Genomic DNA, 26,194 nt, shown 5'->3' with positions numbered 1-26,194 from the left:
GTGTCAACCGCCGCTCCGGCTTCCGGCCCCTACAGGATCTGCGACGCGTCCTCGAAGCTCAGCCGCGGCGAGCGCGGGAACAGGTTTTCGTCCGAGCCGTAGCCGATGTTCATGATGAAGTTCGGCTCGACGTTCGAGTCCGGGAAGAACTCGGCCTTCACGGCGGCCGGGTCGAAGCCCGACATCGGGCCGACGTCCAGCCCCAGCGCCCGCGCGGCCAGGATCATGTAGCCGCCCTGAAGCGAGGCGTTGCGGAAGGCGCTCTCGCGGCGCATCGCTTCATCGGCGAACCAGTCCTTCGCGCCCGGCGCGTGGGGGAACAGCGTCGACAGATGCTCGGGGAAATCCAGGTCCTGGCCGACGATCACCGTCACCGGCGCCTGCGCGGTCTTGGCCTGGTTGCCTTCCGCCATCAGCGGCACGAGGCGCGCCTTCGCCTCCGGCGAGGTCACGAAGACAAAGCGGGCGGGGGTGTTGTTCACCGCCGTCGGGCCGAATTTGGTCAGGTCGTACAGCTTGCGCAGCAGCGCCTCGGACACCGGACGGTCAGTCCAGGCGTTGCGGGTGCGGGCTTCGGTGAAGAGTTGCGCCAGCGCCGCTTCGCTAAGCGGGGCGTCGCGGTCGGGCAGAGCGTCAAAGGCCATCGTGTGGTCCCTCCAGATATAGAACTGCAACAGCAGCGGGTGCTAAATAGGAGGGCCTGAAGGCGGCGCCAAGGGCTCTGGAACACTTTCTGTTGCAGATGGCGGATCCGTCATTTCGCCGCCCCCTGTCGCCGGGCGCGCGAACCGCTTATCTAGGGGCCATGAAAGACCTCAACGCCCTGATGCAACAGGCCGCGCAGATGCAGCAAAGGCTGCAGGACGCCCAGGCCAAGATGGCTGAAACCTCCGCCTCCGGCAGTTCCGGCGGCGGCCTCGTCACCGTGGCCCTGAAGGGGCCGGGCGACATCACCGCCGTGACCATCGACGACAGTCTGATGGTCCCCGGCGACACCGAAATCCTCGCCGACCTGATCGTCGCCGCCCACGCCGACGCCAAGCGCCGGCTGGACGAGGTCAACGCCGCCCTGATGCGCGAGGCCGCCGGTCCGATGGCGGGGATGAACATTCCCGGCATGCCCAAGCTGTTCTGATGCACGGCGGGGAGGGGACCACATGCCCGTGCTGCGGCTACCGCACGCTCGCTGAGGGCTGGGGCTCGTTCCAGGTCTGCCCCATCTGCTGGTGGGAAGACGACGGGCAGCAGCTGGCCAACCCCCTCCTGCGCGACGGCGCCAACTCAGTCAGCCTGGCCGAGGCGCAGCTGTATTTCATCAGCGCCGGGGTCAGCGATCCCCGCTTCTCCGCCCACGTCCGCGCGCCCGCCGAAGACGAGCCGGACCCCGAATGGCGGCCGCTCGAGAACGGCCGCGACATGCAGGGCGGCCCGATCATGACGGCCGCCGAACCCTACTGGCTGCGCACCTGATGGCCGCCTCCGCCGGACCCGAGATCGAGCGGCTGATCAGCCTGCTGGCCAAGCTCCCGGGCATGGGGCCCCGCTCGGCCCGCCGCGCCGCCCTGGCCCTGCTCAAGAAGCGTGACCAGCTGCTGGTCCCGCTGGCCGCCTCCCTGGCGGAGACGGCGGAGAAGGTGTCGTCCTGCTCGGTCTGCGGCGCGCCGGACACCCGCAACCCCTGCTCCATCTGCTCGGACGGGTCCCGCGACAACGGCCTGATCTGCGTGGTCGAGGAGGCTGGCGCCCTGTGGGCCATGGAGCGGTCGGGGGCCTTCCGGGGCAAGTATCATGTGCTGGGCGGCCTGCTGTCGGCGCTGGACGGGGTCGGCCCCGACGCCCTGCGCATCGCCGAGCTGGTCGGGCGCGTGCGCGGCGGCGAGACCCGCGAGGTCGTCCTGGCCCTGCCCGCCACCGTCGACGGCCAGACCACCGCCCACTACATCGCCGAGCGACTGGCGGGCGGCCAGGTCGAGATCACCAGCCTGGCCCGCGGCGTCCCCGTCGGCGGCGAGCTGGACTGGCTGGACGACGGCACCATCGTCCAGGCCCTGCGGGCGCGACGCCCGGCCTGAGGCCATCGGGCGGGCTGCGTCCGTTTCTGACGCAGCTATCGGCTATCCTGCCGCCGGTTGCCTCCCAGGGCGACGCATCGGACGCATCGGACGCATCGGACGGTGTTTTCAGTCGGACGTGGCGGCTTTCCGCGACTCCGGATAAGGAACGGAGCATGAACGCCTCGCTCGTCGCCGCCCTCGCCGCCTCCGTCGTCGCCCTCATCGCCCTCGCATGGGCGGTGATGGAGCGTCGCCGCGCGGCCGCCTCGGACGCCCGCGCCTGGGACCTGTCGCAGCGCTTCGCCGCCACCGAGGCCCGTCTGCACTATGCGGAGGACCAGGCCGCCACCCAGACCGCCCTGCTTCAGGCCCAGGCGAGGGAGCAGGCCGACACGGTGGCCGAGACGCTGCTGAAGCGGACCGACGAGACCTTCCGCACCCGCGAGCTGATGGCCCAGCAACGGATGGAGGCCCAGCTCAAGCCGGTCGCCGAAACCCTGCTGAAATTCCAGGAGCAGGTCGCGGCTCTCGAGAAGACCCGCGTCGAGGAGACCGGCGGACTCAAGGAGCAGCTGGCCCAGCTGATGACCGCCTCCAGCGCCACCCGCGACGAGGCGCGCAAGCTGACCGAGGCCCTGCGCGGCAACACCGGCCGCCGCGGCCGCTGGGGCGAGCAGACCTGCCGCAACGTGCTGGAGGCCGCCGGCATGGCGGGCCGCTTCGATTTCGAGGAACAGTCCTCCTACGCCGACGAGGAAGGGCGCCAGAAACGCCCCGACTTCATCGTCCGCATGCCCGGCGGCGGCATGTTTATCATCGACGCCAAGGTGCCCCTGACCTTCGACGATCCCGCCGATGGCGACGAGGAGGCGCAGGCGCGGGCGTCTTCGATCCGGATCGCGGCCAGCATGAAGACCCACGCGCGCCAGCTGGCCTCCAAGGCCTATCAGGACCAGTTCAAGCCCAGCCCGGACGTTGTCGTTATGTTCGTTCCGGGCGAGTCCTTCCTCGCCGCCGCCCTGGACCACGAACCCGAACTGATCACCCAGGCCATGGCCTCGCGCGTGCTCATCGCGACCCCCACCACCCTGTTCGCCCTGTGCAAGGCCGTCGCCTACGGCTGGCGCGCCGAGGAGCAGGCCAAGAACGCCGAGGAGGTCGCGAAGCTGGGCAAGGAGCTCTACAAGCGCCTTTCGGTCATGGGCGGCCACGCCGCATCGGTCGGAAAGGCGCTGGAAGCCGCCGTGGGCCGCTACAACCAGTTCGTCGGTTCGCTGGAAAGCCAGGTCATGGTCTCGGCCCGCCGCTTCGAGGACCTGCACGTCGATCACGAGGGCAAGGACATCCCCGAGCTCGCCCCCGTCGAACAGGCGCCCCGCACCCTCAGCCGCCCCGAACTCACCGACAGCGCCCGCCTCAGCCTGACCGAAGGCGGTTGAGACCTGTCCCGGCGCCGATTGACAAGGGCGCTTGACACGTCTCGCTGGTGATGTAAAACACCCTTGTCAAACAGACAGGGGAGCTTGTCATGCCGTCCGCCAAACCCAAACGCCCCCTGACCGGCGTCGCCGCCTTCGGCCTCGTATTCGGGCTGTCCATCCTCGTCGGCGTCTTCGCGGGCGTCGGCAGCGTCTTCGCCGGCGAGGTTCCCGGCGCGCCGGGACTGGCCGCGTCGCTGGCCGTCAACGGCGCCGCCATGGCCGCGGCCCTGTTCCTCTGCGTCTGGTGGTGGCGCCGGATCGACGAGGCCGCGCGCGAGGCCCATAAATGGGCCTGGTGGTGGGGCGGCTGCTCCGGCGCGCTCGTCGGCGGCGCCCTCCTGCTGACCGCCCTGCACCGGGACGGCGACCTGGGGCTCGGCGCCATGGCGCCCAACGACGTCCTGGTCGCGGGCATGACCCTGATGTTCACCTGTCAGGTGGTGGGCTACTGCATCGCCTGGGCGGTGTGGTGGGCGAAGCGTCGGTGAGGACCCTGTCATGAACAACCGTCTCAAGGTGCTGCGCGCCGAGCGCAACTGGAGCCAGGCCGATCTGGCGGATGCGCTGGGCGTCTCCCGCCAGACCGTCAATGCGCTCGAGACCGGCCGCTATGACCCGTCCCTGCCGCTGGCCTTCAAGATCGCCAGGGTCTTCGACCAGCCCATCGAATCCATCTTCTCGGAATAGGAGCCTGCGATGTCCGGCCTCTTCCCCGCCTCCACGCCCGAATGGGCCCGCCAGCTGAGCAAGGCCGTCCTCGCGGGCGCCGTCTTCGGCGCCGTCGGCTACGCCGTCGGCCAGTTCGCCGCCAAGCTCTTCCCCGGCCTCGAGCCGGACCTGCCCGACCTGCGCTGGGCCGACATCGTCGCCGGCCTGGTCGCCGCGGTGCTGCTGGTCAGCTGTCTCGGCACGGCCATCACCTCCTTCTATCGCCGGAGCCTGGGCCGCGTTCTCAAGCTGGAAGGTCCGGCCGGCGATGATGAGGTCCGCGACGCCCGCAGGCAGTCCGCCGTCCTGGGCCTGTCGGGGATCATCATGATCCTGCCGATGATCCTCTCCGGCCTGGCCTTGCCGGTGACCGCCTCCCTCGCCGGGATCGGCCTTCTGCTGGTGCTGCACACGGCGCTGAACCTGCGCCTCTACCGCTCGGTCGACGAGCTGTTCCGCCGCGTGGTGGTCGAGGCCGGCGCCCTGACCTTCTGGCTCGGACAGGGCCTGCTCTTCATCTGGGCCGCCGCCGAACGCCTGGCGGTCGCCCCGCCGCTCACCGCCTGGGACATCTATGTCGTCCTGATGAGCGTCTACCTCATCGTGTCGATGGTCGTGACCTTCCGCCGCGGCCTCGCCTGATTCCCGCCTCCCCGATCCAGCCCTTCTCCAGGAGACCGTTCCGATGACGCTCGCTTCGCGCCTGAAATCCACCGCCGCCCTGACCGGCCGCACCGTCTTCGGCCTCGCCGCGGGGCTGGGCCTGGCCGCCGCCATCGCCTTCCAGCCCGCTCCGGCGCTGGCCCAGGCCGCGGCTCCCGCCGCTCCCGCCGTCGCCGCCGCGCCCCGCGCCGAGGGCGCCGGTCCGGCCCTGTGGGTCATCCGCGACGCGGACTCGACCATCTATCTGTTCGGCACCGTCCATGTGCTGCGCCCCACCACCGGCTGGGCGACCGACCGGATCGACACCGCCTTCGACAGCGCCGACCAGATCTGGTTCGAGATCTCCAACCCGGACGATCAGGCGGCCATGATGCCGATCGTGCAGCGCCTCGGCCTCTCGCCGCAGACGCCCCTCTCCAGCCTGCTGAACGCTGAGGAGAACGCCGACCTGCAGGCCGCCGCGGCCTCGATCGGCATGCCCGCCGCCCAGATGGACATCTTCCGCCCCTGGCTGGCCGGCCTGACCCTGTCGGTCGCCCCGCTGGTCAAGGCGGGCTACGATCCGGCCTCAGGCGTCGAGCTGGTGCTGAAGGCCCGCGCCCTGGCCGCCGGCAAGCCGCTCCACGGCTTCGAGACGCTGGAGGAACAGGTCGGCCTGATCGCGGGACTGCCCGACGACGCCCAGCTGGACTTCCTGCGCAGCACGCTGGAGACCTATGACAACGCCACCGTCGAGCTCGACCGCCTGGTCGGCGCCTGGTCGGAGGGCGATGTGGCGGCCATCGAGCGCTACGGCGTGCAGGAGATGAAGGACGACAACAAGGTCGTCTACGACACCCTGCTGACCAACCGGAACGTCAACTGGGCGGGCCAGATCCAGACCCTGCTGGACGGCTCGGGCACCGTCTTCATCGCGGTCGGCGCGGCGCACCTGGCGGGGGACGACAGCGTGCAGTCGATCCTCGAACGCCGCGGCGTCCACGCCACGCGGGTCGAGTAGGGGACTGGAGCGGGCGGCGGGAATCGAACCCGCACGAAAAGCTTGGGAAGCTTTCAGGCTACCACTACATCACGCCCGCGCAGCCGGAGGCAGCCTTAAGCGGAACGTCGCGGTGCATCAAGGCGAGATGCGCGCGGGGGTTCCAGGCAGACGGAACTCCACGCCGTCTGTGGCCGAGATGACGGCATGGACGGTCGAGCCGTCCACGATCGTCAGCACGGCCCGTCCCTTGGGGATGTCAGCCAGGGGCGCGGTCATCAGGTCCACGTCGAAGGCGGTCAGGTCGGCGCGCTTGCCGACCTCGATGGTGCCCAGCTCGGCCTCGCGGAAGCTGGCGTAGGCCGGCCACAGGGTGAACATCTTCAGGGCCGTGGCGCGATCCACCGCCTCGTCGGGACGCCAGTCGGGCCCCTGGAAGCCCTCCAGATCGCGCCGCGCGACGGCGGCGTAGAACTCGATCAGGGGCGAGCCGCGCTCGACCGGCGCGTCCGAGCCGCCGACGACGATGACGCCCCGGTCGGCCAGGCTGTGCCAGGCATAGGCCCCGTCCAGCCGGGCGTCGCCCAGCCGCGCGGGGGCGAAATGCAGGTCGCCGATGGCGTGGCTCGGCTGCATCGAGGCGATGATCGGCAGGTCGTGGAACCAGTGATAGTCCGACGGGCGCACGATCTGGGCGTGCTCGATCCGCCAGCGGACGTCCGCGCCGTTGGGCCGCGCGGCGGCGGGGACGGCGTTGAGGGCCTCCGCGTACCAGCTCGCCACCGAGGCGTTGCCGCGATCGCCGATGGCGTGGGTCGCGACCTGGATGCCGCCCCGCAGCGCGGCCGCGTACAGGGGAACGATCTCCGCCTCGGTGATCTGCATCAGGCCGGTGGTGTCGGGCCGGTCGGCATAGGGCTCGAACAGCGCCGCGCCGCGCGAGCCCAGGGCGCCGTCGGCGTAGTATTTGATCGCCCGGGTGATGATCCGGCCGTCGGCGGCGCTGCGCGGACCGCCGGCGATCAGCTCGGCGGCGCCGTCGGGCGTGACGCTGTTGTAGACCCGCAGCGGCGCCTCGCCCGCCTCGGCCATCTGCTCCAGCAGGGGCACGTCGCGCCACGGGGCGCTCATGAAATGGACGCCGGTCCAGCCGTAGGCGGCCTCGACGCGGAAGCCCGCGCGATAGGCCTCGCGGGTGGCGGCGGGATCGGCCTGGGGCATAAGGCGGGCGACCAGCCCTTCGGCGGCGTCGACCAGCAGGCCGGTGGGTTCGCCGTCCGGCCTCTTCAGGATCTCTCCGCCGGACGGCGCGGCGGTCGAGGCGTCGATCCCGGCGGCGGCGAGGGCGGGGGAGGAGACGACCACCGCATGGCCGTCGGCGCGGCTGAGCAGGACGATGCGCCCCGGCGCGGCGGCGTCCAGGTCGGCGGCGGTCAGGAAGCGGCCCTCCGGCCACCGGGTCTCGATCCAGCCGCGCCCGACGATGGGGCCGTCCGGATGCGCCTGGGCCCAGACCGTCAGCCGGGCCATCGCATCCGCGACCGAGGCCGAGCCTTCGAGGTTCAGGGTCAGTTCGCGCCAGCCCACGCCGTCCAGGTGGGCGTGGCCGTCGGTGAAGCCGGGGAACAGGGCCGCGCCCTGCAGGTCCACCACCTCCAGATCCGCGGCGTCCGGCGCGCCCCGGGCCGGTCCGACATAGGCGATGCGGCCCCTGCGGACCTGGACCACCTCGGCGGTCGGCGCGCCGTCCACGCCGGTGTAGATCGGACCGCCCCGGATGATCAGGTCCTGCGCCTGGGCCGAAGTGGCGGTTCCGGCCAGCAGCAGGGCGAGAAGGAGCGTCCGTCGCATCTGATCGTTCCTTACGGGAAGGGGCTTCGGACTCGCCTTATTGCATCCGCCCCGTCAAGCTCGACACTTCGATCGTTCGAGGGACCTACGCCATGACGCCGCTCATCCTCGTGTTCGCCGGAGTGTTCCAGACGGCGCCGGCCGAGCCGGTCAGGGCCGAACTCTGCCTGGCCCATGTGAACGTGATGATCGCCGAGGCCGTGCGGGAGACGGGGCGGGTCGCCGGCCCCAGCTGGTTCATCCGCGACTGGTGGGAGGAGCGGACGCCTGCGTCGGGCGAGGCCGGAACCCTGACGCCGGAACAAAGAGCCGCGCTCGAACGGACGCTGGCCGAGCGCAGGACGCAGGACCGGGCGCGCCACGACTCCGAGCTGGGCTCGTGCGTGGACGAGGCGATCAGCGCCGGGGCCGTCCCGGGAATGGCGCGGGTCAGCCCGGGATGAAGCTCTTCACCATCGGCTATGAAGGCGAGCCGCAGGCGGCGGTGATCGACCGGCTCAAGGCCGCGGGCGTCGAGGTGCTGGTCGATGTGCGCGCGGTCGCGGCCTCGCGCCGCGCCGGCTTCTCCAAGACGGTGCTGGGGAACAGCCTGGGCGAGGCCGGGATCGACTACGTCCACCTGCGTCCGCTGGGCACGCCCAAGGCCGGGCGCGAGGCGGCGAAGAAGGGTCGGATCGGCGAGATGCGGGAAATCTTCGCGGGCCATATGGCCGAACCCGCGTCAGAGGCGGCGTTCCAGCAGCTGCGCGCGCTGGCGTCGGAAAAGCGGACCGCGCTGCTGTGCTTCGAGGCCGACCACGCCGGGTGTCATCGCGCGGTCCTGGCCGAGCGACTGGCCGGCGAGGACGGGTTCGAGGTGGTGAACCTCTAGGGCCCGCTTCAGTGGGCCGCGAACAGGCCCCATCCCGCCGCGATGGCGATCAAGGCGAACAGCCAGGACGAGGGGAAGCGCCAGGGCGCGATCCCGCCCTTCATCGCGACCCAGATGGAAAGCGGGGACAGGATGACGGCGACCAGCGTCAGCAGGATCGCCACATCCGCCGAGCCCGGACGAACGGCGGCGACGCCGTAGCCGAGCGCCATGACCAGCAGCAGCACCGTGACCATGTGCCAGGTCATGTAGTTCAGCCAGCGGCTGGCCTTGTCGAAGTCGTGGGCGTCCAGCAGCGGACGGGCGGCGAACCGCCCGCCCACGAAGGTATGCACGGCGAAGGTGATCAGGGAGAGGACAGCGGCCGCCGCGAAACCCGCATTGACCGCCGTCCCTTCCATGTCAGGCCGCCGCCTTCTTGCCTTCGAAGTTTCCGTAGAAGGTCTCACCCTTGGCGGCCATGTCGCGCACGAACTGCGGGACCTTGAAGCGGTCGCCGTAGCGTTCGGCGTATTCGTCCGCCTTGGCCACGAAGGCCTTCAGGCCGGTCTGGTCGATGAAGGTGATCGGGCCGCCGGTCCAGGGCGCGAAGCCCCAGGCCAGGATGGCCCCGACGTCGGCCTCGCGCGGGTCGTCGATGACGCCCTCGTCCCAGCATTTCGCGACCTCGACCGCCTGCCGGTACAGCAGGCGCTGCTTCTGGTCCTCGATCAGCTCGGGCGTCGAGTCGTTGATCTTCACCGGGGCCAGGTCCGACAGGCCGGCCCACAGGGTCTTGGGCTTGGTTTCGTAGTCGTAGAAGCCCTTGCCGTTCTTGCGGCCGTAGCGGCCCAGGTCCTCGACCATCACGCGCACGATCTCGGAGCCCGGCAGGGGCTGGTACTTGTCGCCCAGGTCCAGCGCGGTCTGCTTGGCGACCTTGACCGACAGGTCCAGCGCGACGTCGTCGTGCATTTCCAGCGGGCCGCGCGGCATGCCGGTCATGCGGCCCAGGTTGTCGATCAGGGCCGGGGCGTAGCCCTCCTCCAGCATCGCCAGACCTTCGGCGACGTAGGTGGCGAAGCAGCGCGAGGTGTAGAAGCCGCGGCCGTCGTTGACGACGATCGGGGTCTTCTTGATCTTCAGGATGTAGTCCAGCGACTTGGCGATGGCCGCCTCGCCGGTCTTCTCGCCCAGGATGATCTCGACCAGCATCATCTTGTCGACGGGCGAGAAGAAGTGGATGCCGATGAAGTCCTCGGGACGGACAGAGGCTTCCGCCAGGCCGGTGATCGGCAGGGTCGAGGTGTTGGAGCCGAAGATGGCGCCCGGGGCCAGCTGGGCCTCGGCGCGCTTGGTCACCTCGGCCTTGATCTCACGGTTCTCGAACACGGCCTCGATGACCAGGTCCGATCCCTTGATCAGGTCGTAGTCGGTGGTGGCGGTGACCGAGCCGAGCAGGGCGTCGTACTTCGCCTGGTCGATCTGGCCGCGCGACAGGCGCTTCTTCAGCAGCTCCTCGACGTGGGCCTTGCCCTTGTCGGCGGCTTCCTGGGTCTGGTCGATCAGGATGGTCTCGATGCCGGCCAGGGCCTGCACATAGGCGATGCCCGCGCCCATCATGCCGGCGCCCAGGACGGTGACCTTCTTCGGGTCCGACTTGGGCACGCCCGCGGGGCGGACGGCGCCCTTGTCCAGTTCCTGCTTGGACAGGAACAGCGAGCGGATCATGGCCTGGGCCTGCGGCGTCATCAGGGTCTTGATGAAGTAGCGGGTCTCGATGCGCAGGGCCGCGTCCATCGGGACCTGAACGCCCTCATAGACGGCCTTCATCAGGTTGGTGGCGGCCGGATAGTTGCCGTAGGTCTGCTTGCGGATCATCGCGTTGCCGACGATGAAGTTCTGCACCCCGACCGGGTGGTAGGGGCCGCCGCCGGGCAGTTTGAAGGACTTGTCGTCCCACGGCTGGACGGCCTTGCCGCCGCCCTTGATCCAGGCCTTGGCGGCCTCGACCTCGGTCCCGACGGGAACGACCTCATGCACGAAGCCGGCGCCCTTGGCGTCGTTCGGACGGAAGGACTTGCCTTCGGTCATGGCCATCATGGCCGCCTGCACGCCGATCAGGCGCGTCAGGCGCTGGGTGCCGCCGCCGCCCGGGAACAGGCCGACCTTGATCTCGGGCAGGCCCAGCTGGATCTTCGAGCTGTCGCCCACGACGCGGTAGTGGCAGGCCAGCGTCAGTTCCAGACCGCCGCCCAGCGCCAGGCCGTTGATGGCCGCGGCCACCGGCTTGCCGCAGGTCTCCAGCGCGCGCAGGGCGCCGTTCAGCTTCCAGCCTGCGTCATAGGCTTCCTGCAGCGAACCGCCGGCCAGCATGCCGCCGGCCATGTCGCCCAGGTCGGCGCCGGCGCAGAAGCCGGAGGCCTTGCCCGAGGTCAGGACCGCGCCCTTGATGGCGTCGTCGGTCTTGATGCGTTCGACCCACTCGGGGATCTCCTGCATCACGCCCGAGGTGAGGGTGTTCATCGAGCGTCCCGGGACGTCGAAGGTGATCAGGGCGATGCCGTCGACGTCGACGTCGATCTTGAAGTTTTCCATGTTCATGATCTCCGGATCAGACGCGTTCGATGACGGTGGCGGTGCCCATGCCGCCGCCGATGCACAGGGTGATCAGGGCGGTTTCCTTGTTCGAGCGCTCCAGCTCGTCCAGCACCACGCCGGTGATCATGGCGCCGGTGGCGCCCAGCGGGTGGCCCATGGCGATGGCGCCGCCGCAGACGTTGATCTGGTCATGCGGAATGTCGAGCGCCTGCATGAAGCGCAGGACGACGGCGGCGAAGGCCTCGTTCAGCTCCCACAGGTCGATGTCCGACTTGGACATGCCCAGCTTGCCGAGCAGCTTGTTGGCCACGAACTCCGGGCCGGTCAGCATGATCGAGGGCTCCGAGCCGATCGAGGCGGCGCCGCGGATCTTGGCGCGCGGCTTCAGGCCCAGGGCCTTGCCGGCTTCCAGCGAGCCGATCAGCACGCCGGCCGAACCGTCGACGATGCCCGAGGAGTTGCCCGGGGTGTGGACGTGATTGACCCGCGCGACCTCGGGGTAGCGCTGGTTGATCACGGCGTCGAAGGCCATCTCGCCCATCATGGCGAAGGACGGGTTCAGCGCGCCCAGGGTCTGCATGTCGGTGTTGGGGCGGATGGTCTCGTCATGGTCCAGACGGATCAGGCCCAGCTGGTCCTTGACCGGCACGACCGAGCCCTTGAACCGGCCCTCGGCCCAGCTCCTGGCCGAACGCTTGTGGCTTTCCACGGAGTAGGCGTCCACGTCGTCGCGGCTGAAGCCCCATTTGGAGGCGATCATGTCGGCCGAGACGCCCTGCGGGACGAACCAGGTCGGGAAGGCCGAGGACGGATCGACCGGCCAGGCGCCGCCGTCCGAGCCCATCGGCACGCGGCTCATGGCCTCGACGCCGCCGCCGACGGCGAAGTCGGCCTCGCCGGACTTCACCTTGGCCGCGGCCATGTTCACCGCTTCCAGGCCCGAGGCGCAGAAGCGGTTGATCTGGACGCCCGCCGTGGTCTGGGCCCAGCCGGCGTTCAGCACGGCGGTGCGGGCGATGTCCGCGCCCTGTTCGCCCACCGGCGAGACGCAGCCCAGGATGACGTCGTCGACCTTGGAGGTGTCCAGGCCGTTGCGGTCGCGCAGGGCTTCCAGCACCTGGGTGGCCAGCGACAGGGCGGTGATCTCGTGAAGCGATCCGTCCTTCTTGCCCTTGCCGCGCGGGGTGCGCACGGCGTCGTAGATGTAGGCGTCGGCCATGGAGGAGGTCTCTTTCTTGGGTCCCCTAACGCTCGGCGCGCGGCGCCTCGCTGCTTGAGGGGAGGGTGCGGAATTGAAACTTGGGCAGCAGAAAGCGTACGTTTACGTCAACGTCAAGTAACAACCGTGAAGGCGTCCGCAAGGGGATGTGGGCGGCGTCACTCCGCCGCGTGGCAGACGGCCTCGACGTTGAAGCCGTCGGGGTCGAGGACGAAGGCGGCGTAGTAGGTCGCGCCGTAGTGGGGACGCAGGCCCGGCGCGCCGTTGTCGCGGCCGCCCGCCGCCAGCGCCGCGGCGTGGAAGGCGTCGACCTGACCGCGGGTCGGGGCGCGGAACGCGATGTGGTTGGCCTCGCCCGGGCGGTCCTTGTCAGCGATGACGAAATCGATCTCGCCGTCGACGCCGAACATGACGACGGTAGTCCCGTCCTCGGCGATCTCGTGCACCACCGCGTAGCCGAGCGGGGCGAGGGCGTTCTCATAGAAGGCGCGGGAGGCGGCGATGTCGGCGACGTCGAGGCCGATGTGGTCGAGCATGGCGGGCGATCTCCTGTGTCCGCTTTCAAACGCGCGAAACGGGCCGTTGTGTCAGCGACCGGACGCCCAAAGGGCTGAATTCGAGCGAACGACTCTCAGCTAGCTTGGCCTTTGGAACGGCGCGGCGAACGCGGCTTTCCGGGGTCGAAGCCATTGCCCAGGAGGAACCCCATGGCCCAGACCTACGAAGAGATGGACGCGATCGCGATGCTGAAGGCCGACCACCGCAAGGTGGAAGGAATCTTCGAGGCGTTCGAAAAGGCGACCAGCCGCGACCGCAAGCAGGCGCTGGCCGAACAGGCCTGCCTGGAACTGAAGGTCCACACCGCCATCGAGGAGGAGATCTTCTATCCGGCCTGTCGCGGTCGCATCGAGGACGATCTGCTGGATGAGAGCTACGTCGAGCACGACGCGGCCAAGACCCTGATCAACGAGATCGAGGCGGGCAGCCCGGCGGAGGACTTCTACGACGCCAAGGTGAAGGTGCTTTCCGAGATGATCGAGCACCACGTCAAGGAAGAGGAGCAGCGCGTTGAAGGCATGTTCAGCCAGGCCCGCGACGCCGGACTGGACATGGACGACCTGGCCGACCGCATGCGCGCCCGCAAGGCGACGGCGATGGAGGAGTTCCAGGCCGGCAAGCCCGCTGAGACGCGCACCATGGAAGGGGACGACGTGGCGAGCGCCCTGACCGACGAGCCGATGGACGGACAAGGCGTGCCGCTTGAGCGCTAGGCGGAACGCGAACGGGCGGCGTACGCTTTGATCCGGTCCGTCCTGTCCGGAGATCCGATGCGCCGTCTCGCCTGCCTGTCCCTCGCCTTGAGCGTCCTGGTCGTCACGCCGGGCTGCGCCGCCCCGTCCGATCCGGGCGACGGCCCGCGCACGGTGCGGCCGATCCGGCCGCCGCGGGACGCACTGCCCTCGGATGCGATCGAGGTGCGGGTGCTGCGGGCCCACAACGCCGAGCGGGCGCGGGTCGGCGCGCCGGCGCTGATATGGGACGAGGGGCTGGAGCGCGAGGCGCGGGCCTGGGCCCAGCACCTGATCGACACCGGCGAGTTCGCGCACGACCCCGCCCAGCACGGCCACGGCGAGAACCTGTGGACCGGCTGGGGCAATCGCCGCTGGACGCCCGAAGAGATGGTCGGGGAGTGGATCGCCGAGAAGGCGCAATACCGCCACGGCGCCTTCCCCGCCGTCAGCCGGACCGGCGACTGGGCCGCCGTCGGCCACTACACCCAGCTGGTGTGGAGCGGCACGACCCACGTGGGCTGCGCCGTCGTCCGCCGCGGCGACCGGTCGGTGCTGAACTGCCGCTACTCCCCGCCGGGCAACATCGACGGCATGCGGGCCTACTGACGTCGGATCAAAACCTGCCCGCCGACGAGCGTGGCCTAGTCCGGATAGGGGCGAAGCATGTCGCTTGCCGGCGCCACGCCCCGTCTTGGAAAGCGCTGGGCGGGGCGCACAATCAACTCCCTGTCCGGGAATGCCGCGGAGATCAGGGTGCAGATGCCGTGCGTCGCATGCTTCCCGGCGGCCACGTCGTGCAGCACGATGTCAGGATGCGTCTGGCTCATCGCCCGAAGGGATTTGATGAGCTTCTTGTAGGCGTCTGTTTCCTTCGCCTCTCCATAGACCTCTTCGGTCCACCCATCGGCCCAATAGCCTGCGGCGAAGAAATCGATGACCGCGTAGCCGTCAAAGACTTCGTTCTTGGGATTTGCCCATTTTCTCTGCGCGTAGAGGTTCAGGGCCTCGATCGCGATCGCGATCTTCGGCAGGAGCATGGGGTGCTCGCCCGCGGCGCTCTTGAATTGTGTCGGAGCGGAATCATTCCAGTGCTTCGACGGCAACTGCTCCTTCCACCCGGTCCCATTGATGGCCTGGACGGCGTCCGTCGCGAATTCGTTCAACGGATCGACCGTGTGAAGACCAAGAGTCTTCATGGCCGCGGCGAAGCCGCGCGGCAGAAAGAGGCGAGCCTCTTTGAACGTGCTCCACCAGTCGCCGACGCGAAAATCCTCCGCGCCCGCTTCAAAGCGGATCAGGTCTGATGCGTCGTTTGGTCTAGGCATATCGGCCCCGTTCCGGCGAACGTCATCATGTGAGAGCGAAGTGTCAAGGGTGTGCTTCCTCGTGTCGGCATAGCGTCGGGGCGTGAGACACCTCCCAAATGATGCAATACCCCTGCGTGTGGTCGGTCCGTGGTGGCGCACGCATGCGTGTCCCATCGCCTCGGAAGTTAAGAAGGGGTTAAGGGGTGGTTCCCCCGTCGCCAGGCGAGCCTGTCGGTTCGCCACAGCACTCCAACGAAGGCGCTGACCTGGCTGGATGTTGTCTGAAAGTAGACGGAACCTGGGCGAGGCGTCGCTGACGCGCCTTTGAGGATCGCGTGTGCAGGCGATCCACATGTCTAGGCCTCAAGACTCGGTTTGATGGCGGGTGTTCGCCTTCGCACGGTCTGGCTCATCTCAAAGGAGCCAGCCATGTTTCGCCTTCACTCCGCCGCCTACTTCGCCCTGGGTTTCCTGCCCGTCGTGACTATCCCGGGCCACGAACTGATCGAAGCGACCCTGCACTGTTCGATAGGGTGCCTGATCGTTCTGGAGCATCGTCACCGTCATCGCCTGGCGAAGGCGGCGGCTCTTGCTCGCGCAGAGGTCCTGGAGGAGCCGAGCGTCGCCTAGCCGACGTAGCCCGCCTGCATCAGCTCGGCGATGTGGACGATGGCCAGGGGGCGCTCGTCCTCGACGATCAGCAGGGTGGCGATCTTGTTCTGGGTCATCAGGTCGATGGCGTCGCTCATGCGCGCGCTGGGATCGATGACCTTGGGCCGAGGGCTCATGACGTCGGCGGCGGTCAGGCCCGACAGGTCGCCGCGCGCGAAGGCCCGGCGCACGTCGCCGTCGGTGACGATCCCGGCCAGGGTCCCGTCGGCGTTGACCACGGCGGCGGCGCCCTTGCGCCCTTCCGTGATGGCCGAGACGACCTCGGCGAAGGTCGCGGTCAGGGGCACTGTGGCCGGCGCCGGCGGACGGTCCCCCATCCAGTCGCGCACGCTCTGCAGGCTCATGCCCAGCTTGCCGCCGGGGTGGTGCAGGCCGAAGTCCTCGGCCGTGAAGCCGCGCCGCTCGGTCAGGACCATGGCCAGGGCGTCGCCCATCGCCAGGGTCATCAGGGTCGAGGTGGTCGGGGCCAGGCCGTCCGGGTGCGCCTCGGGCGCATTGGGCAGGGTCAGGCAGACGGCCGAGGAGCGGCCGAGGAAGCTGTTGGGGCGCTGGGTGATGCCGATGACCGGAATGCCCTCGCGCTGGCAATAGATCAGCGGATCGCGCAGTTCGCGGCTCTCGCCCGAGTTGGAGATGGCCAGCAGCGTCACGTCCTTGCGCAGCATGCCCAGGTCGCCGTGGCTCATCTCGGCCGGATGGACGAAGAAGGCGTTGGTCCCGGTGGAGGCCAGGGTGGCGGCAATCTTGCCGCCGATGTGGCCCGACTTGCCCATGCCGGTGACCACCAGATAGCCGGGCCGCGACAGGATGATCTCGACCGCCCTGGCCAGGCTGTCGTCGATGGCGGCCTCCAGCTGCTGCAGGGCCGCGATGTTCATCTCGATCACCTCGCGGGCGCGGGCGACCATAACGGCGGGATCGGCGGACAGAGTGGGTTCGGTCATGGACGAAAGCCTTTACAAGGAACGGCCTCTTGCTCAAACCGGCGAGGACCGGGCTCCAGTTCGCAGGTGGGGAAAGCATGAAGTTCGCGCATCTGGCGGCCGGCCTGTGCCTGTTCCTTTCGGCGTGCGGCGGACCCGCGGCGAGCTCGGACCTGAGCGCCGCGCTGGACGCCCAATTGCGGGCCAACGCCGAACGGTACGGCCCCCCGGCGCAGTCGGTGCTGGTCCTGCACAACGGCGAGGTGCTGTACCGCAACCAGATCGGCCTGGCGGATGTCGAGGCCGGACGGGCCGTGCGCCCGGACGACGTCTACGGCGTCTATTCGGTGAGCAAGCTGTTCGCGAGCACCCTGATCCTGGAACTGGCCGACAAGGGACGGCTGGACCTGAAGGCTCCGGCCGCCCGGTACATGCCGACCCTGCCCGCGGCCTGGCGCGAGGTGCAGGTGGACCAGCTGCTCAGCCATGTCTCGGGCCTGCCCGACTTCGTCTCGGGCGCCGATGATACGACGGTCTTCCCATCGACCCGCGACGAGATGTTCCGCGTGATGGGCGAGCGGCCTTTCGATTTCCCGACGGGCACGCAGGCCCGGTACAACCAGACCAACTATGTCGTGCTGCAGGCCGTTCTGGAGGCGGTGTACGGCATGTCCTACCGGGACATCGTCCGCAGCCGCATCGTCGAGCCGCTCGGGCTGAAGGATGTCTATCTGGGCGTCGAGAACGCGCCCCGCGACCGGCTGGTCAGCCCCTATCACGGCGAGGACGGGCGCCTCGTTCCGGATCGGCCGATCCAGTGGCGCGACTACAGCGTCTCCCATGCCGAGCTCTACACCACGGCGGATGACCTGGGACGGTTCCTGACCGCGGTGGCGCAGGGGCGGTTCGCCCGGCAAGAGACGCTGGCGCGGCTATGGCGGCCCTATCCCCTGCCGAACGGCGGGACCGGCTTCGCCTCGGGCTGGGACTATGGCGAGAGCGGCGACTATCGCGAGGTCGGCCACGACGGGAGCGTCAAGGTGCGCGTGCGGCTGCTGTTCCGCGGCGAGGACCTGAGCGACCACTACATCATCGTCTATCTGACCAACGGCACGCCCGAGAACACCTGGACGCGGACCTTCGTGGATTCGATCCAGCCGATCATCCTGCGCGCCGGGAATTCCGAAACGCCCTGAGCCGCCGTCGTTTGCTGCATCTGCGAAACAAAAGGCCAAGCTGAGGGAAACCCGTGGGGCCTGACGCGTTAGGACGGCCATGGGCACGTCCGACCTGACTCTCGACGCCGACACCGCGGCGGTCGACGCCATTCCGCGTTTGCCTGCGCCGCCCGCGCGCCTGAGCCGACCGGCCCTCTTCCTCGATCTGGACGGCGTGCTGGCCGAGCTGGCGCCGACGCCCGACGCCGTGGTTCCGGATGCCCGCCGCACCGCGGTGCTGCAGGCGCTGACGCCCCGGCTGGGTGGACGGGTGGCGATCATCAGCGGTCGGACCATCGCCGAGATCGACCGGATCTCCGATTCCAGCATGGCTTCGGCCTCCGGCGTGCACGGGCTGGAGCGCCGCCGCGCCGACGGCGCCTTCCTGCGCGCCGAGGCCTCGGAGGCCGTGCGCGGCGCGGTGCGGGCCTTCGAGGAGTTCGCCCGCAACCGCCCCGGGGTGGTGGTCGAGGACAAGGCCGTGGCCGCCGGCCTGCACTATCGCGGCGCGCCCGAGACGGCGGGGGACGCCGAGGCCCTGACCCGCCGCCTGGCGGCCGAGACCGGATTGACGCTGCAGCCCGGCAATATGGTCATCGAGCTGAAGACGCCCGGAGCCAGCAAGGGCACGGCGTTGAAGGCCTTCATGGCCGAGGCGCCCTTCGCCGGGGCGGTTCCGGTCATGCTGGGCGACGACCTGACCGACGAGGACGGCTTCCGGGCGGCGAGCGAACTGGGCGGCTTCGGCGTCCTGGTCGGACCGCCGCGCGAGACCGCCGCCCGCCACGGCCTGTCCGGGGTGGACGCCGTGCTGGACTGGCTGGAGCAGCTCGAGGTGGAGGCATGACCCAACCCGACCTGGACCTGGCCCCCATCGGCAACTGCTCGATCAGCGCCCTGATCGACCGGCGCGGCCGCTTCGTCTGGGCCTGCGCCCCCCGGGTGGACGGCGACCCCGTCTTCTCGGCGCTGATGGACGGCAATGACCCTCAGCACGGGTTCTGGGACATCGAGCTGGAGGGGCTGAAGCACATCAGCCAGGCCTATATTCGCAACACCCCGGTGCTGCGGACCGTGCTGACCAGCGCGGACGGGGCCATGGTCGAGATTCTCGACTTCGCTCCCCGCCATCCCAAGCACAGCCGCACCTATCGCCCGCTGGCCTTCGCCCGGATCGTGCGGCCGCTGGAGGGATCGCCCCGCATCCGCGTGCGGCTGCGGCCCTCGGCGGACTGGGGCGCGCGTCCGGCTGAACGCACCAGCGGCTCCAACCACATCCGCTATCTGTGCACGGACGTCATCCTGCGGCTGACGACCGACTGCCCGGTCTCGCATGTGATGAACGAGCGGACCTTCCGGCTGGAGAAGGCCCACGCCTTCTTCCTGGGGCCGGATGAGGGCTACGACCAGGATGTCGGACCGGGCGTCTCGGCGGCGCTGGATCGCACCATCGCCTACTGGCAGGACTGGGTGCGCAAGCTCTACCTGCCGCTGGACTGGCAGGAGGCGGTGATCCGGGCGGCGATCACGCTGAAGCTCTGCGCCTATGAGGAAACGGGAGCCATCGTCGCGGCCCTGACCACCTCGGTGCCCGAGTTCCCGGAGAGCGGACGCAACTGGGACTACCGGTACTGCTGGATCCGCGACGCCTATTACGTCGTACGGGCGCTGAACCGTCTGGGCGCGGTCGACCTGCTGGAGAACTACCTCGGCTATCTGCGCAACCTGGTCGACGCCTCGGGCGGCGGCCATGTGCAGCCGGTCTACGGTGTCGGCCTGGAAGAAGACATCGACGAACGGATCACCGAGACCGTCGCCGGCTATCGCGGCATGAAGCCGGTCCGCGTCGGCAACCAGGCGCGCGAACACCTGCAGCATGACGTGTACGGACAGATCGTCCTGCCGCTGGTCCAGGCCTTCTACGACCAGCGCCTGCTGCGCCCCGGCACCATCGACGACTTCCACGCGCTGGAGAAGGTCGGCGAGCGGGCGTTCGCCATGCACGACCAGGTCGACGCCGGCCTGTGGGAATTCCGGACCATCGCCCGGATCCATACCTATTCCTCGGTCATGTGCTGGGCGGCCTGCGACCGTCTGGCCAAGGCGGCGGACCATCTGGGGCTGACCTCGCGGACCGAGGTCTGGCGCGCGCGGGCCGACCAGATCCGCGCCCGGATCGAGAAGGAGGCCTTCCTGCCGGATGAGGGCCGGTTCGCCGCCAGCTTCGGCAACCGCGAGCTGGACGCCTCCCTGCTCCAGATGACCGACCTCGGCTTCCTCGACGCCCGCGATCCTCGGCAGGTGGCGACCTTCGACGCCATCGAGCGGGACCTGAAGAAGGGCCCCTACCTGTTCCGCTACGTCGAGCCGGACGATTTCGGCGAGCCGGAGACGGCGTTCAACTTCTGCACCTTCTGGTTCATCGAGGCCCTGCACCAGAACGGCCGCACCGAGGAGGCGCGCGAGATCTTCGAACAGATGCTGAGCCGCCGGACCCATGCGGGCCTGCTGAGCGAGGACATTTCTCTCGGTGATGACGAGCTGTGGGGGAACTACCCGCAGACCTATTCGCTGGTGGGCATCATCAACTGCGCCGTGCTGCTGAGCCGGTCGTGGACGGATGTCCGGTGAGTTTCCATGAGTAGGTTGATCGTCGTCTCCAACCGGGTCTCGGCCCCCAAGGACCCCGCCGCGGGCTCGGCGGGCGGGCTGGCCATGGCGCTGTCGGCGGCGCTCAAGAAATACGACGGCCTGTGGTTCGGCTGGTCGGGCGAGACCGTCGAGCACTTCACCGGCGAGCTGCAGATCGAGGATCGCGCCGGGGTGACGGTGGCCCTGGTCGATCTGGAGGCCCAGGACGTCGACGAGTATTACAACGGCTACGCCAACAAGACGCTGTGGCCGCTGTTCCATCACCGCACCGACCTGGCGGCCTACGAGCGGTCGTACGGCGAAGGCTATGAGCGGACCAACGCCCGGTTCGCCGAGGTGCTGGCGCCGCTGATCCAGCCGGACGACATCATCTGGATCCACGACTACCACATGATCCCGATGGCCCGGGACCTGCGGCGGCTGGGCATCAAGAACCGCATCGGCTTCTTCCTGCACACGCCCTGGCCCGCGCGGCAGCTGCTGGTGACCCTGCCGCATCACCGGCGGCTGGTGGAGTCGATGTTCGACTACGACCTGCTCGGCTTCCAGACCCGCGAGTGGCTGGACCTGTTCCGTGACTACGTCGCCTCCGAGCCCAGCGTGAACGGCAGGCTGCTGCCGAACGACGCGCTGGAGGCTTTCGACAAGACGGTCCAGACCGGCGTCTTCCCCATCGGCATCGACGTGGACGGCTTCCTGAAGGCGCGCAACTCGGCCTTCGGCCGCCGGACCTACGACCGGATGGCGGCCTCGTCGGCCTTCCGCTCGATGATGGTCGGGGTGGATCGGCTGGACTACTCCAAGGGGCTGGAGGAGCGGCTGCTGGGCTATGAGCAGTTCCTGAAGGACAATGCCGACAAGCGGGGCGATGTCTTCCTGTTGCAGGTCACTCCGATCAGCCGGGACGACGTGGACACCTACCAGGACATCCGCGGACGGCTGGAAGGCCTGGCCGGACGGATCAACGGCGAGTTCGCCGACATGGACTGGCAGCCGATCCGCTATCTCAACCGCACCTATCGCCGCGACCAGCTGGCGGGGATCTACCGCGCCGCGCGGGTCGGGCTGGTGACGCCGCTGCGCGACGGCATGAACCTGGTGGCCAAGGAATATGTCGCGGCCCAGAACCCCGACGATCCCGGCGTACTGGTGTTGTCGCGCTTCGCCGGGGCCGCCGAGCAGATGGGTGAGGCCCTGCTGGTCAATCCGTTCAGCCGCGAGGAGCTGTCCGACGCCATCAAGCGGGCGCTGGACATGCCGCTGGAGGAGCGCAAACGGAAGTGGCAGGCGCTGATGCAGGTCGTGCGCGACACCGACGTGGGCATCTGGCGCGACGACTTCGTGGCCTCGCTGCAGGCGGTCGTGCGAACGACCGGGGACGAGGGCGGCGGCATGGGGGACGACGGAAGCGGCGCCGCCCACGCCGCCTGATCGGTCAGGCGACCTCTGCCATCACCGGCGGCGTGCCGTCCTTGGCCGTCGCCAGCAGGTTGGCCGGACGGTCCGTGATGCGGGCCAGCCAGCGGTCCATCAGCTCGCTCTTGGGGGCGAACTCGCGGCCCCAGGCCATGGCCGAGCCGACCATGACATCCACCGCCGTGAACCGGTGGCCCATCAGATAGGGGCCATGCTCCAGCGCGGTCAGGATGCGGGCGTTGACCTGATCGTAGCGGGCCTTGGCGACCGGATCGGTCTCCGTCTGGCCGCTGATCCGGGCCCAGTAGGCAGGCTCCATCTCGCCCGCCGTCCACGCCAGCCAGGTGACGTAGGCGGCCCGCTCCGGCGATCCGACCGGCGCGCCGAGATCGGCGGCGGGGAAGAGGTCGGTCAGATACAGCGCGATGGCGGCCGATTCGGTGACCAGGGCGCCGTCGTGCAGCAGGGCGGGGACCTTGCCGTCCGGATGCAGGTTGGCCGGGTCGCGGCGGCCCGAGGCGGTCTGGGCGCGGATGATGTCGACGTATTCGATCTCGCAGGGTGCACCGATCTCCTCCATCAGCCAGACGATGCGGCCCGAACGGGACCAGGGCGCGTGAAACAGGGTCAGCATCGTGTCTCTCCATTGTGGCGGGCGATGCTCGCTACGCGTCCTCCCTTTCGTGGGGATGACAATTCGCGACCTGGGCCCTGCGCCCGACGACCCCTCGTCGCCGGCAGTCCATTGACTACTGCCACCCTGCTGCCAGCATGCTGTCAGCAGCCGTTCGCCATCCTGCCCTCAAGCAGCGAGCGACCGCGTCGCGAGTGATAGGGCAGAACATCTTGAGACGCGCCGACCGCCTTTTCCAGATCATCCAGGTGCTGCGGCGCTCGTCCAAGCCGGTGACGGCCGACGCGATCGCCGCCGAGCTGGAGACGTCCAAGCGGTCGATCTATCGCGACATCGCCACCCTGATGGGCCAGCGGGTGCCGATCCGGGGCGAGGCCGGGCTGGGCTATGTGCTGGAGGGCGGCTTCGACATGCCGCCCCTGATGCTGACCTCCGACGAGATCGAGGCGGCGGTGCTGGGCGCGCAGTGGGTGGCCGGCCGGGGCGACCCGGCGCTGGCCCGGGCCGCGCGCGACCTGATCGCCAAGATCGCCGCCACGGTGCCGGAACGCCTGCGGCCCGTGGTGCTGGAGCCCGCCGTCGCCGGCCCGCCCGTGTGGACCAGGGAACGCAAGACGGACGCGCTGGACATGGCGCAGGTGCGGATGTGGATTCACGCGGGCCGCAAGCTGGCCCTGCATTACGCCGATGAGCAGGGGCGCGAGACCACGCGCACCATCTGGCCCTTCCTGGTCGGCTACCGCGAGACGACGCGGCTGCTGGTCGGCTGGTGCGAGGCGCGCGACGACTTCCGCACCTTCCGCACGGACCGGGTGGTGTCGGCCGAGTTCCTGGAAGAGCGCTATCCTGGACGGCCCGCCGTGCTGCGCGCCCGCTGGACCGCCAAGATGGAAGCCGACCGGGCGGCCTGGATCGCCGCCGGTAAGCCCGATCCGCACGGGTAGTTCCTCCCCCTAGGGGGAGGAACGGCCGCGTCTCAGTATATCTCGAACAGACCCGCAGCGCCCATGCCGCCGCCGATGCACATGGTCACGACGCCGTATTTGGCCCCGCGGCGCTTGCCTTCGATCAGGACGTGGCCGGTCATCCGGGCGCCCGACATGCCGTAGGGGTGGCCGATCGAGATGGCGCCGCCCGAGACGTTCAGCAGCTCGTTCGGAATGCCCAGGGTGTCGCGGCAGTACAGGACCTGAACGGCGAAGGCCTCGTTCAGCTCCCAGATGCCGATGTCGTCCATGGTCAGGCCGTGGCGCTTCAGCAGCTTGGGCACGGCGTAGACCGGGCCGATGCCCATCTCGTCCGGCTCGCAGCCGGCGACGGCCATGCCGCGATAGGCGCCCAGCGGCTGCAGGCCGCGCTTCACCGCCTCGCCGGCCTCCATGATCACGCAGGCCGAGGCCCCGTCCGACAGCTGGCTGGCGTTGCCGGCGGTGATGAACTCGCCCTGCTGGATCTCTTCGCCCGAGCCGAACACGGTCTTCAGAGACTTCAGGCCTTCCAGCGTCGTATCGGCGCGGTTGCCCTCGTCCTTGGAGAGGGTGATCTCCTTCTTCGAGGTCTCGCCGGTGGCCTTGTCCGTGACCAGCATGGTGGTGGTCATCGGCACGATCTCGGCGTCGAACCGGCCTTCGGCCTGGGCCTGGGCGGTGCGCTGCTGCGACTGCAGGGCGTACTCGTCCTGCCGGTCGCGATCGATGTTGTAGCGGCGGGCGACGACCTCGGCGGTCTCCAGCATCGACATATACATGTGCGGCGCCAGCTTCAGCAGCTCCTCGTCCTTGCCGCGGTACAGGTTCATGTGCTGGTTCTGGACCAGCGAAATGCTCTCCAGGCCGCCGCCGACCGCCATCTTCTGCTGATCGAAGATGACCTGCTTGGCCGCCGTGGCGATGCCCATCAGGCCCGAAGCGCACTGGCGGTCCAGGCTCATGCCGGGGACGGAGGAGGGGAGGCCGGCGGCCAGGGCGATCTGGCGAGCGACGTTGGTGCCGGTCGAGCCCTGCTGCAGGGCCGCGCCCATGACCACGTCCTCGATCTCGGCCGGCTCGACCCCGGCGCGGGCGACGGCGTGCTTCACGGCGTGGGCGCCGAGCTGCTGGGCCTGGGTGTCGTTGAAGGCCCCGCGGTAGGCGCGGCCGATGGGGGTGCGGGCGGTGGAGACGATGACGGCTTCGCGGGACATCTGAAGTATCTCTCTTTGTAAGTGCGCTACCGCTCGGCCCGCGGGGCCTCGCTGCTTGAGCGCGATTTCCTCTGGACTTGCCCCCGGCTTCTGTCGGCCGGTTCAGCGACTGGTGAATAGTCTAGGCGCGTGCCGTGGCGTCAACGCAATCCTGTCCGGCCCCGAAACCTCCCTGCGCCTCAAGCAGTGAGGCTCCGCGAGCCGAACGTAGGCGCCGCGCCGCAGGCGCGCTCTCTTAAGAGTGGGCCTTCTTCGCCTTGGTCAGTTCGATGATGCCCTGGGCGGCGCCCATCTCCGGCACGATCTCGCCGGCGCGGTCCGAGATCTCGGCGAAGCGGGCCTCGATCTGTTCGGGCGCGTCCTCGCCGACGATGCGGACGCCCTGGGTCAGGGTGATGTAGGCGCGCTCGAAGCCGCCGGCGCCGGCCGCCAGGATGCAGCGGGTCGGCGCGTTCTCGCTGACCAGATAGAGCAGGCCCGGCGAGACCAGCTCGGGCCCCAGGGCCTCCAGCGGCAGGGCGGCGCCCAGGTCCTCGGTCATGCGGGTGTGGGCGGTTGGGGCCAGGCTGTTGACCTGGATGCCGTTCTTGGCGCCCTCGATCGACAGGGTCTGCATGAAGCCGACCAGGGCCATCTTGGCGGCGCCGTAGTTGGCCTGGCCGAAATTGCCGTACAGGCCCGAGGACGAGGTGGTCATGACGATGCGGCCGTAATTCTGGGTCCGCATGATCTCCCACACCGCCTTGGTGCAGTTCACCGCGCCCATCAGGTGCACGTCCATGACGAACTGGAAGTCGGCGATGTCCATCTTGGCGAAGCTCTTGTCGCGCAGGACGCCGGCGTTGTTCACCAGGATGTCGACGCGGCCCCATTTCGCCATGGCGGCGGCGACCATGGCCTCGACCGCGGCGTAGTCGGTGACGGAGGCGGCGTTGGCGATGGCTTCACCGCCCAGGGCTTCGATCTCGGCGACCACGGCCTCGGCGGCGGTGGCCGAGCTGCCCGAGCCGTCGCGGGCCCCGCCCAGATCGTTGACGACCACTTTTGCGCCGCGTTTGGCGAGCGCGAGGGCGTGTTCGCGCCCCAAACCACCCCCGGCGCCGGTCACGATGGCCACGCGACCCTCAAAACTCATCGTCATTCGAACATTCTCCCTGTGGTGAGTATTCTCCTAGCAGGCGTTTCAATCAGGGAAACCCCGCCCATTGTGTTGAAACGGCGCCACAGTCGCCGCATTGAGAGCCAGATTGCGGAACCGGAACCGTACATTGTGGTTAGGTGCCGGGAGCCCCCCGTGTAAGCGTGGGGATATCGGGCAAACCTTGAGTGAGGGATATGATGAAGGTGAAACTTCTCGCCGGCGTCGCGATGGCGGGGCTGTTCGCAGCCGGCGCTGCGGCGGCCGAGCCGAATGGTTGGTACGGGGCGATCGACGCCGGGTACCACACCATCGACGACCTGGAACTGGTGTCGCAAAACGCCGGTCCGCAATT

General features: G+C 69.1%; 29 protein-coding genes and 1 tRNA gene. 18 read left to right on the top strand and 12 right to left on the bottom strand.

Features of this window, described 5'->3' with window-relative positions; genetic code table 11:
- Positions 1-29: 29 nt before the first annotated feature.
- Complete coding sequence (locus tag AC07NB_RS17140) at positions 30-644, bottom strand: malonic semialdehyde reductase (RefSeq protein ID WP_494572466.1); 615 nt, start codon at positions 642-644, stop codon at positions 30-32.
- Positions 645-805: 161 nt separating this feature from the next.
- Between AC07NB_RS17140 and AC07NB_RS17135 the strand changes: the two genes are divergently transcribed.
- The 8 genes from AC07NB_RS17135 (at position 806) to AC07NB_RS17100 (ending at position 5,906) form a co-directional block, all read left to right on the top strand.
- The gene (locus tag AC07NB_RS17135; protein ID WP_291837392.1) at positions 806-1,135 is read left to right on the top strand and encodes a YbaB/EbfC family nucleoid-associated protein; all 330 of its coding nucleotides are present in this window, start codon (positions 806-808) and stop codon (positions 1,133-1,135) included.
- Positions 1,135-1,470 carry a CPCC family cysteine-rich protein gene (locus tag AC07NB_RS17130; protein WP_291837395.1) on the top strand — a complete coding sequence of 112 codons (336 nt, stop codon included), beginning with the start codon at positions 1,135-1,137 and terminating at the stop codon, positions 1,468-1,470. The genes AC07NB_RS17135 and AC07NB_RS17130 overlap by 1 nt, the downstream gene beginning before the upstream one ends.
- The gene (recR, locus tag AC07NB_RS17125; RefSeq protein ID WP_291837397.1) at positions 1,470-2,072 is read left to right on the top strand and encodes a recombination mediator RecR; all 603 of its coding nucleotides are present in this window, start codon (positions 1,470-1,472) and stop codon (positions 2,070-2,072) included. The genes AC07NB_RS17130 and recR overlap by 1 nt, the downstream gene beginning before the upstream one ends.
- A gap of 155 nt (positions 2,073-2,227) precedes the next feature.
- Positions 2,228-3,493, top strand: coding sequence for a DNA recombination protein RmuC (locus tag AC07NB_RS17120; RefSeq protein ID WP_494572465.1), 1,266 nt, complete (start codon positions 2,228-2,230; stop codon positions 3,491-3,493).
- An 89-nt stretch (positions 3,494-3,582) separates the two neighbouring features.
- On the top strand, positions 3,583-4,023 hold the full coding sequence (locus AC07NB_RS17115; protein WP_492314125.1) for a hypothetical protein: 441 nt from the start codon (positions 3,583-3,585) through the stop codon (positions 4,021-4,023).
- Between the two features lie 10 nt (positions 4,024-4,033).
- Entirely contained in the window at positions 4,034-4,222 is a 189-nt protein-coding gene (locus AC07NB_RS17110; protein WP_291837405.1) for a helix-turn-helix transcriptional regulator, read from the top strand.
- Positions 4,223-4,231: 9 nt separating this feature from the next.
- Positions 4,232-4,885, top strand: a complete 654-nt coding sequence (locus AC07NB_RS17105) for a hypothetical protein (RefSeq protein ID WP_291837407.1) — start codon at positions 4,232-4,234, stop codon at positions 4,883-4,885.
- Positions 4,886-4,928: 43 nt separating this feature from the next.
- The gene (locus AC07NB_RS17100) at positions 4,929-5,906 is read left to right on the top strand and encodes a TraB/GumN family protein (RefSeq protein ID WP_494572464.1); all 978 of its coding nucleotides are present in this window, start codon (positions 4,929-4,931) and stop codon (positions 5,904-5,906) included.
- A gap of 5 nt (positions 5,907-5,911) precedes the next feature.
- Here AC07NB_RS17100 and AC07NB_RS17095 read toward each other — a convergent pair.
- Positions 5,912-5,985 (bottom strand) — tRNA-Gly (locus AC07NB_RS17095).
- Between the two features lie 38 nt (positions 5,986-6,023).
- Entirely contained in the window at positions 6,024-7,736 is a 1,713-nt protein-coding gene (locus AC07NB_RS17090; protein ID WP_494572463.1) for an amidohydrolase, read from the bottom strand.
- 92 nt (positions 7,737-7,828) lie between these two features.
- On the opposite strand from AC07NB_RS17090, the gene AC07NB_RS17085 reads away from it, so the two are divergent.
- Positions 7,829-8,179 carry a hypothetical protein gene (locus tag AC07NB_RS17085; RefSeq protein ID WP_492314129.1) on the top strand — a complete coding sequence of 117 codons (351 nt, stop codon included), beginning with the start codon at positions 7,829-7,831 and terminating at the stop codon, positions 8,177-8,179.
- Entirely contained in the window at positions 8,176-8,607 is a 432-nt protein-coding gene (locus tag AC07NB_RS17080) for a DUF488 domain-containing protein (protein WP_291837801.1), read from the top strand. Before AC07NB_RS17085 ends, AC07NB_RS17080 begins: the two co-directional genes overlap by 4 nt.
- A gap of 8 nt (positions 8,608-8,615) precedes the next feature.
- Here the strand turns inward: AC07NB_RS17080 and AC07NB_RS17075 are convergent, their stop codons facing one another.
- The 4 genes from AC07NB_RS17075 to AC07NB_RS17060 all read right to left on the bottom strand — a co-directional run bounded on the left by AC07NB_RS17075 (position 8,616) and on the right by AC07NB_RS17060 (position 12,942).
- The gene (locus tag AC07NB_RS17075) at positions 8,616-9,008 is read right to left on the bottom strand and encodes a hypothetical protein (RefSeq protein WP_494572462.1); all 393 of its coding nucleotides are present in this window, start codon (positions 9,006-9,008) and stop codon (positions 8,616-8,618) included.
- A gap of 1 nt (position 9,009) precedes the next feature.
- Positions 9,010-11,184: a 3-hydroxyacyl-CoA dehydrogenase NAD-binding domain-containing protein gene (locus tag AC07NB_RS17070; RefSeq protein ID WP_494572461.1), complete on the bottom strand. Its 2,175-nt coding sequence runs from the start codon at positions 11,182-11,184 to the stop codon at positions 9,010-9,012.
- A 16-nt stretch (positions 11,185-11,200) separates the two neighbouring features.
- Positions 11,201-12,406, bottom strand: coding sequence for an acetyl-CoA C-acetyltransferase (locus AC07NB_RS17065; protein ID WP_492314132.1), 1,206 nt, complete (start codon positions 12,404-12,406; stop codon positions 11,201-11,203).
- A gap of 158 nt (positions 12,407-12,564) precedes the next feature.
- Entirely contained in the window at positions 12,565-12,942 is a 378-nt protein-coding gene (locus AC07NB_RS17060) for a VOC family protein (protein ID WP_494572460.1), read from the bottom strand.
- Between the two features lie 171 nt (positions 12,943-13,113).
- Between AC07NB_RS17060 and AC07NB_RS17055 the strand changes: the two genes are divergently transcribed.
- Both AC07NB_RS17055 and AC07NB_RS17050 read left to right on the top strand, forming a co-directional pair.
- Positions 13,114-13,677, top strand: a complete 564-nt coding sequence (locus AC07NB_RS17055) for a hemerythrin domain-containing protein (RefSeq protein WP_492314134.1) — start codon at positions 13,114-13,116, stop codon at positions 13,675-13,677.
- Positions 13,678-13,734: 57 nt separating this feature from the next.
- Positions 13,735-14,304, top strand: a complete 570-nt coding sequence (locus tag AC07NB_RS17050) for a CAP domain-containing protein (protein ID WP_494572459.1) — start codon at positions 13,735-13,737, stop codon at positions 14,302-14,304.
- A gap of 35 nt (positions 14,305-14,339) precedes the next feature.
- Here AC07NB_RS17050 and AC07NB_RS17045 read toward each other — a convergent pair whose 3' ends face one another.
- Positions 14,340-15,023 (bottom strand): hypothetical protein, encoded by a 684-nt coding sequence (locus AC07NB_RS17045; protein WP_494572458.1) that lies wholly within the window; start codon positions 15,021-15,023, stop codon positions 14,340-14,342.
- 411 nt (positions 15,024-15,434) lie between these two features.
- Between AC07NB_RS17045 and AC07NB_RS17040 the strand changes: the two genes are divergently transcribed.
- Positions 15,435-15,635, top strand: coding sequence for a hypothetical protein (locus AC07NB_RS17040; protein WP_494572457.1), 201 nt, complete (start codon positions 15,435-15,437; stop codon positions 15,633-15,635).
- Here the strand turns inward: AC07NB_RS17040 and AC07NB_RS17035 are convergent.
- Entirely contained in the window at positions 15,632-16,621 is a 990-nt protein-coding gene (locus tag AC07NB_RS17035) for a KpsF/GutQ family sugar-phosphate isomerase (RefSeq protein WP_291839973.1), read from the bottom strand. The two genes, AC07NB_RS17040 and AC07NB_RS17035, sit on opposite strands and share 4 nt — an antisense overlap.
- Before the next feature lie 77 nt (positions 16,622-16,698).
- Here AC07NB_RS17035 and AC07NB_RS17030 point away from each other — a divergent pair, with 77 nt between their 5' ends.
- The 4 genes from AC07NB_RS17030 to AC07NB_RS17015 all read left to right on the top strand — a co-directional run bounded on the left by AC07NB_RS17030 (position 16,699) and on the right by AC07NB_RS17015 (position 21,900).
- Positions 16,699-17,796, top strand: coding sequence for a serine hydrolase domain-containing protein (locus tag AC07NB_RS17030; protein WP_494572456.1), 1,098 nt, complete (start codon positions 16,699-16,701; stop codon positions 17,794-17,796).
- 79 nt (positions 17,797-17,875) lie between these two features.
- The gene (gene otsB, locus AC07NB_RS17025; protein ID WP_291838456.1) at positions 17,876-18,664 is read left to right on the top strand and encodes a trehalose-phosphatase; all 789 of its coding nucleotides are present in this window, start codon (positions 17,876-17,878) and stop codon (positions 18,662-18,664) included.
- Positions 18,661-20,448 carry a glycoside hydrolase family 15 protein gene (locus tag AC07NB_RS17020; protein WP_494572455.1) on the top strand — a complete coding sequence of 596 codons (1,788 nt, stop codon included), beginning with the start codon at positions 18,661-18,663 and terminating at the stop codon, positions 20,446-20,448. Before otsB ends, AC07NB_RS17020 begins: the two co-directional genes overlap by 4 nt.
- A 6-nt stretch (positions 20,449-20,454) precedes the next feature.
- Entirely contained in the window at positions 20,455-21,900 is a 1,446-nt protein-coding gene (locus tag AC07NB_RS17015; RefSeq protein WP_494572454.1) for an alpha,alpha-trehalose-phosphate synthase (UDP-forming), read from the top strand.
- Positions 21,901-21,904: 4 nt separating this feature from the next.
- Here the strand turns inward: AC07NB_RS17015 and AC07NB_RS17010 are convergent, their stop codons facing one another.
- Positions 21,905-22,519 (bottom strand): glutathione S-transferase family protein, encoded by a 615-nt coding sequence (locus AC07NB_RS17010; protein ID WP_291838448.1) that lies wholly within the window; start codon positions 22,517-22,519, stop codon positions 21,905-21,907.
- Between the two features lie 212 nt (positions 22,520-22,731).
- Here AC07NB_RS17010 and AC07NB_RS17005 point away from each other — a divergent pair, with 212 nt between their 5' ends.
- Positions 22,732-23,463, top strand: coding sequence for a helix-turn-helix transcriptional regulator (locus AC07NB_RS17005; RefSeq protein ID WP_494572453.1), 732 nt, complete (start codon positions 22,732-22,734; stop codon positions 23,461-23,463).
- A gap of 32 nt (positions 23,464-23,495) precedes the next feature.
- Here the strand turns inward: AC07NB_RS17005 and AC07NB_RS17000 are convergent, their stop codons facing one another.
- Complete coding sequence (locus tag AC07NB_RS17000; RefSeq protein ID WP_494572452.1) at positions 23,496-24,701, bottom strand: acetyl-CoA C-acyltransferase; 1,206 nt, start codon at positions 24,699-24,701, stop codon at positions 23,496-23,498.
- 235 nt (positions 24,702-24,936) lie between these two features.
- Entirely contained in the window at positions 24,937-25,836 is a 900-nt protein-coding gene (locus AC07NB_RS16995; RefSeq protein ID WP_494572483.1) for an SDR family NAD(P)-dependent oxidoreductase, read from the bottom strand.
- Between the last annotated feature and the right edge of the window lie 358 nt (positions 25,837-26,194).

The sequence above is a fragment of the Brevundimonas sp. GW821-FHT09G01 genome, assembly GCF_059416065.1.
The sequence above is the reverse complement of the archived record's forward strand: the minus strand, read 5'-3'. Positions and strand labels throughout refer to the sequence as shown.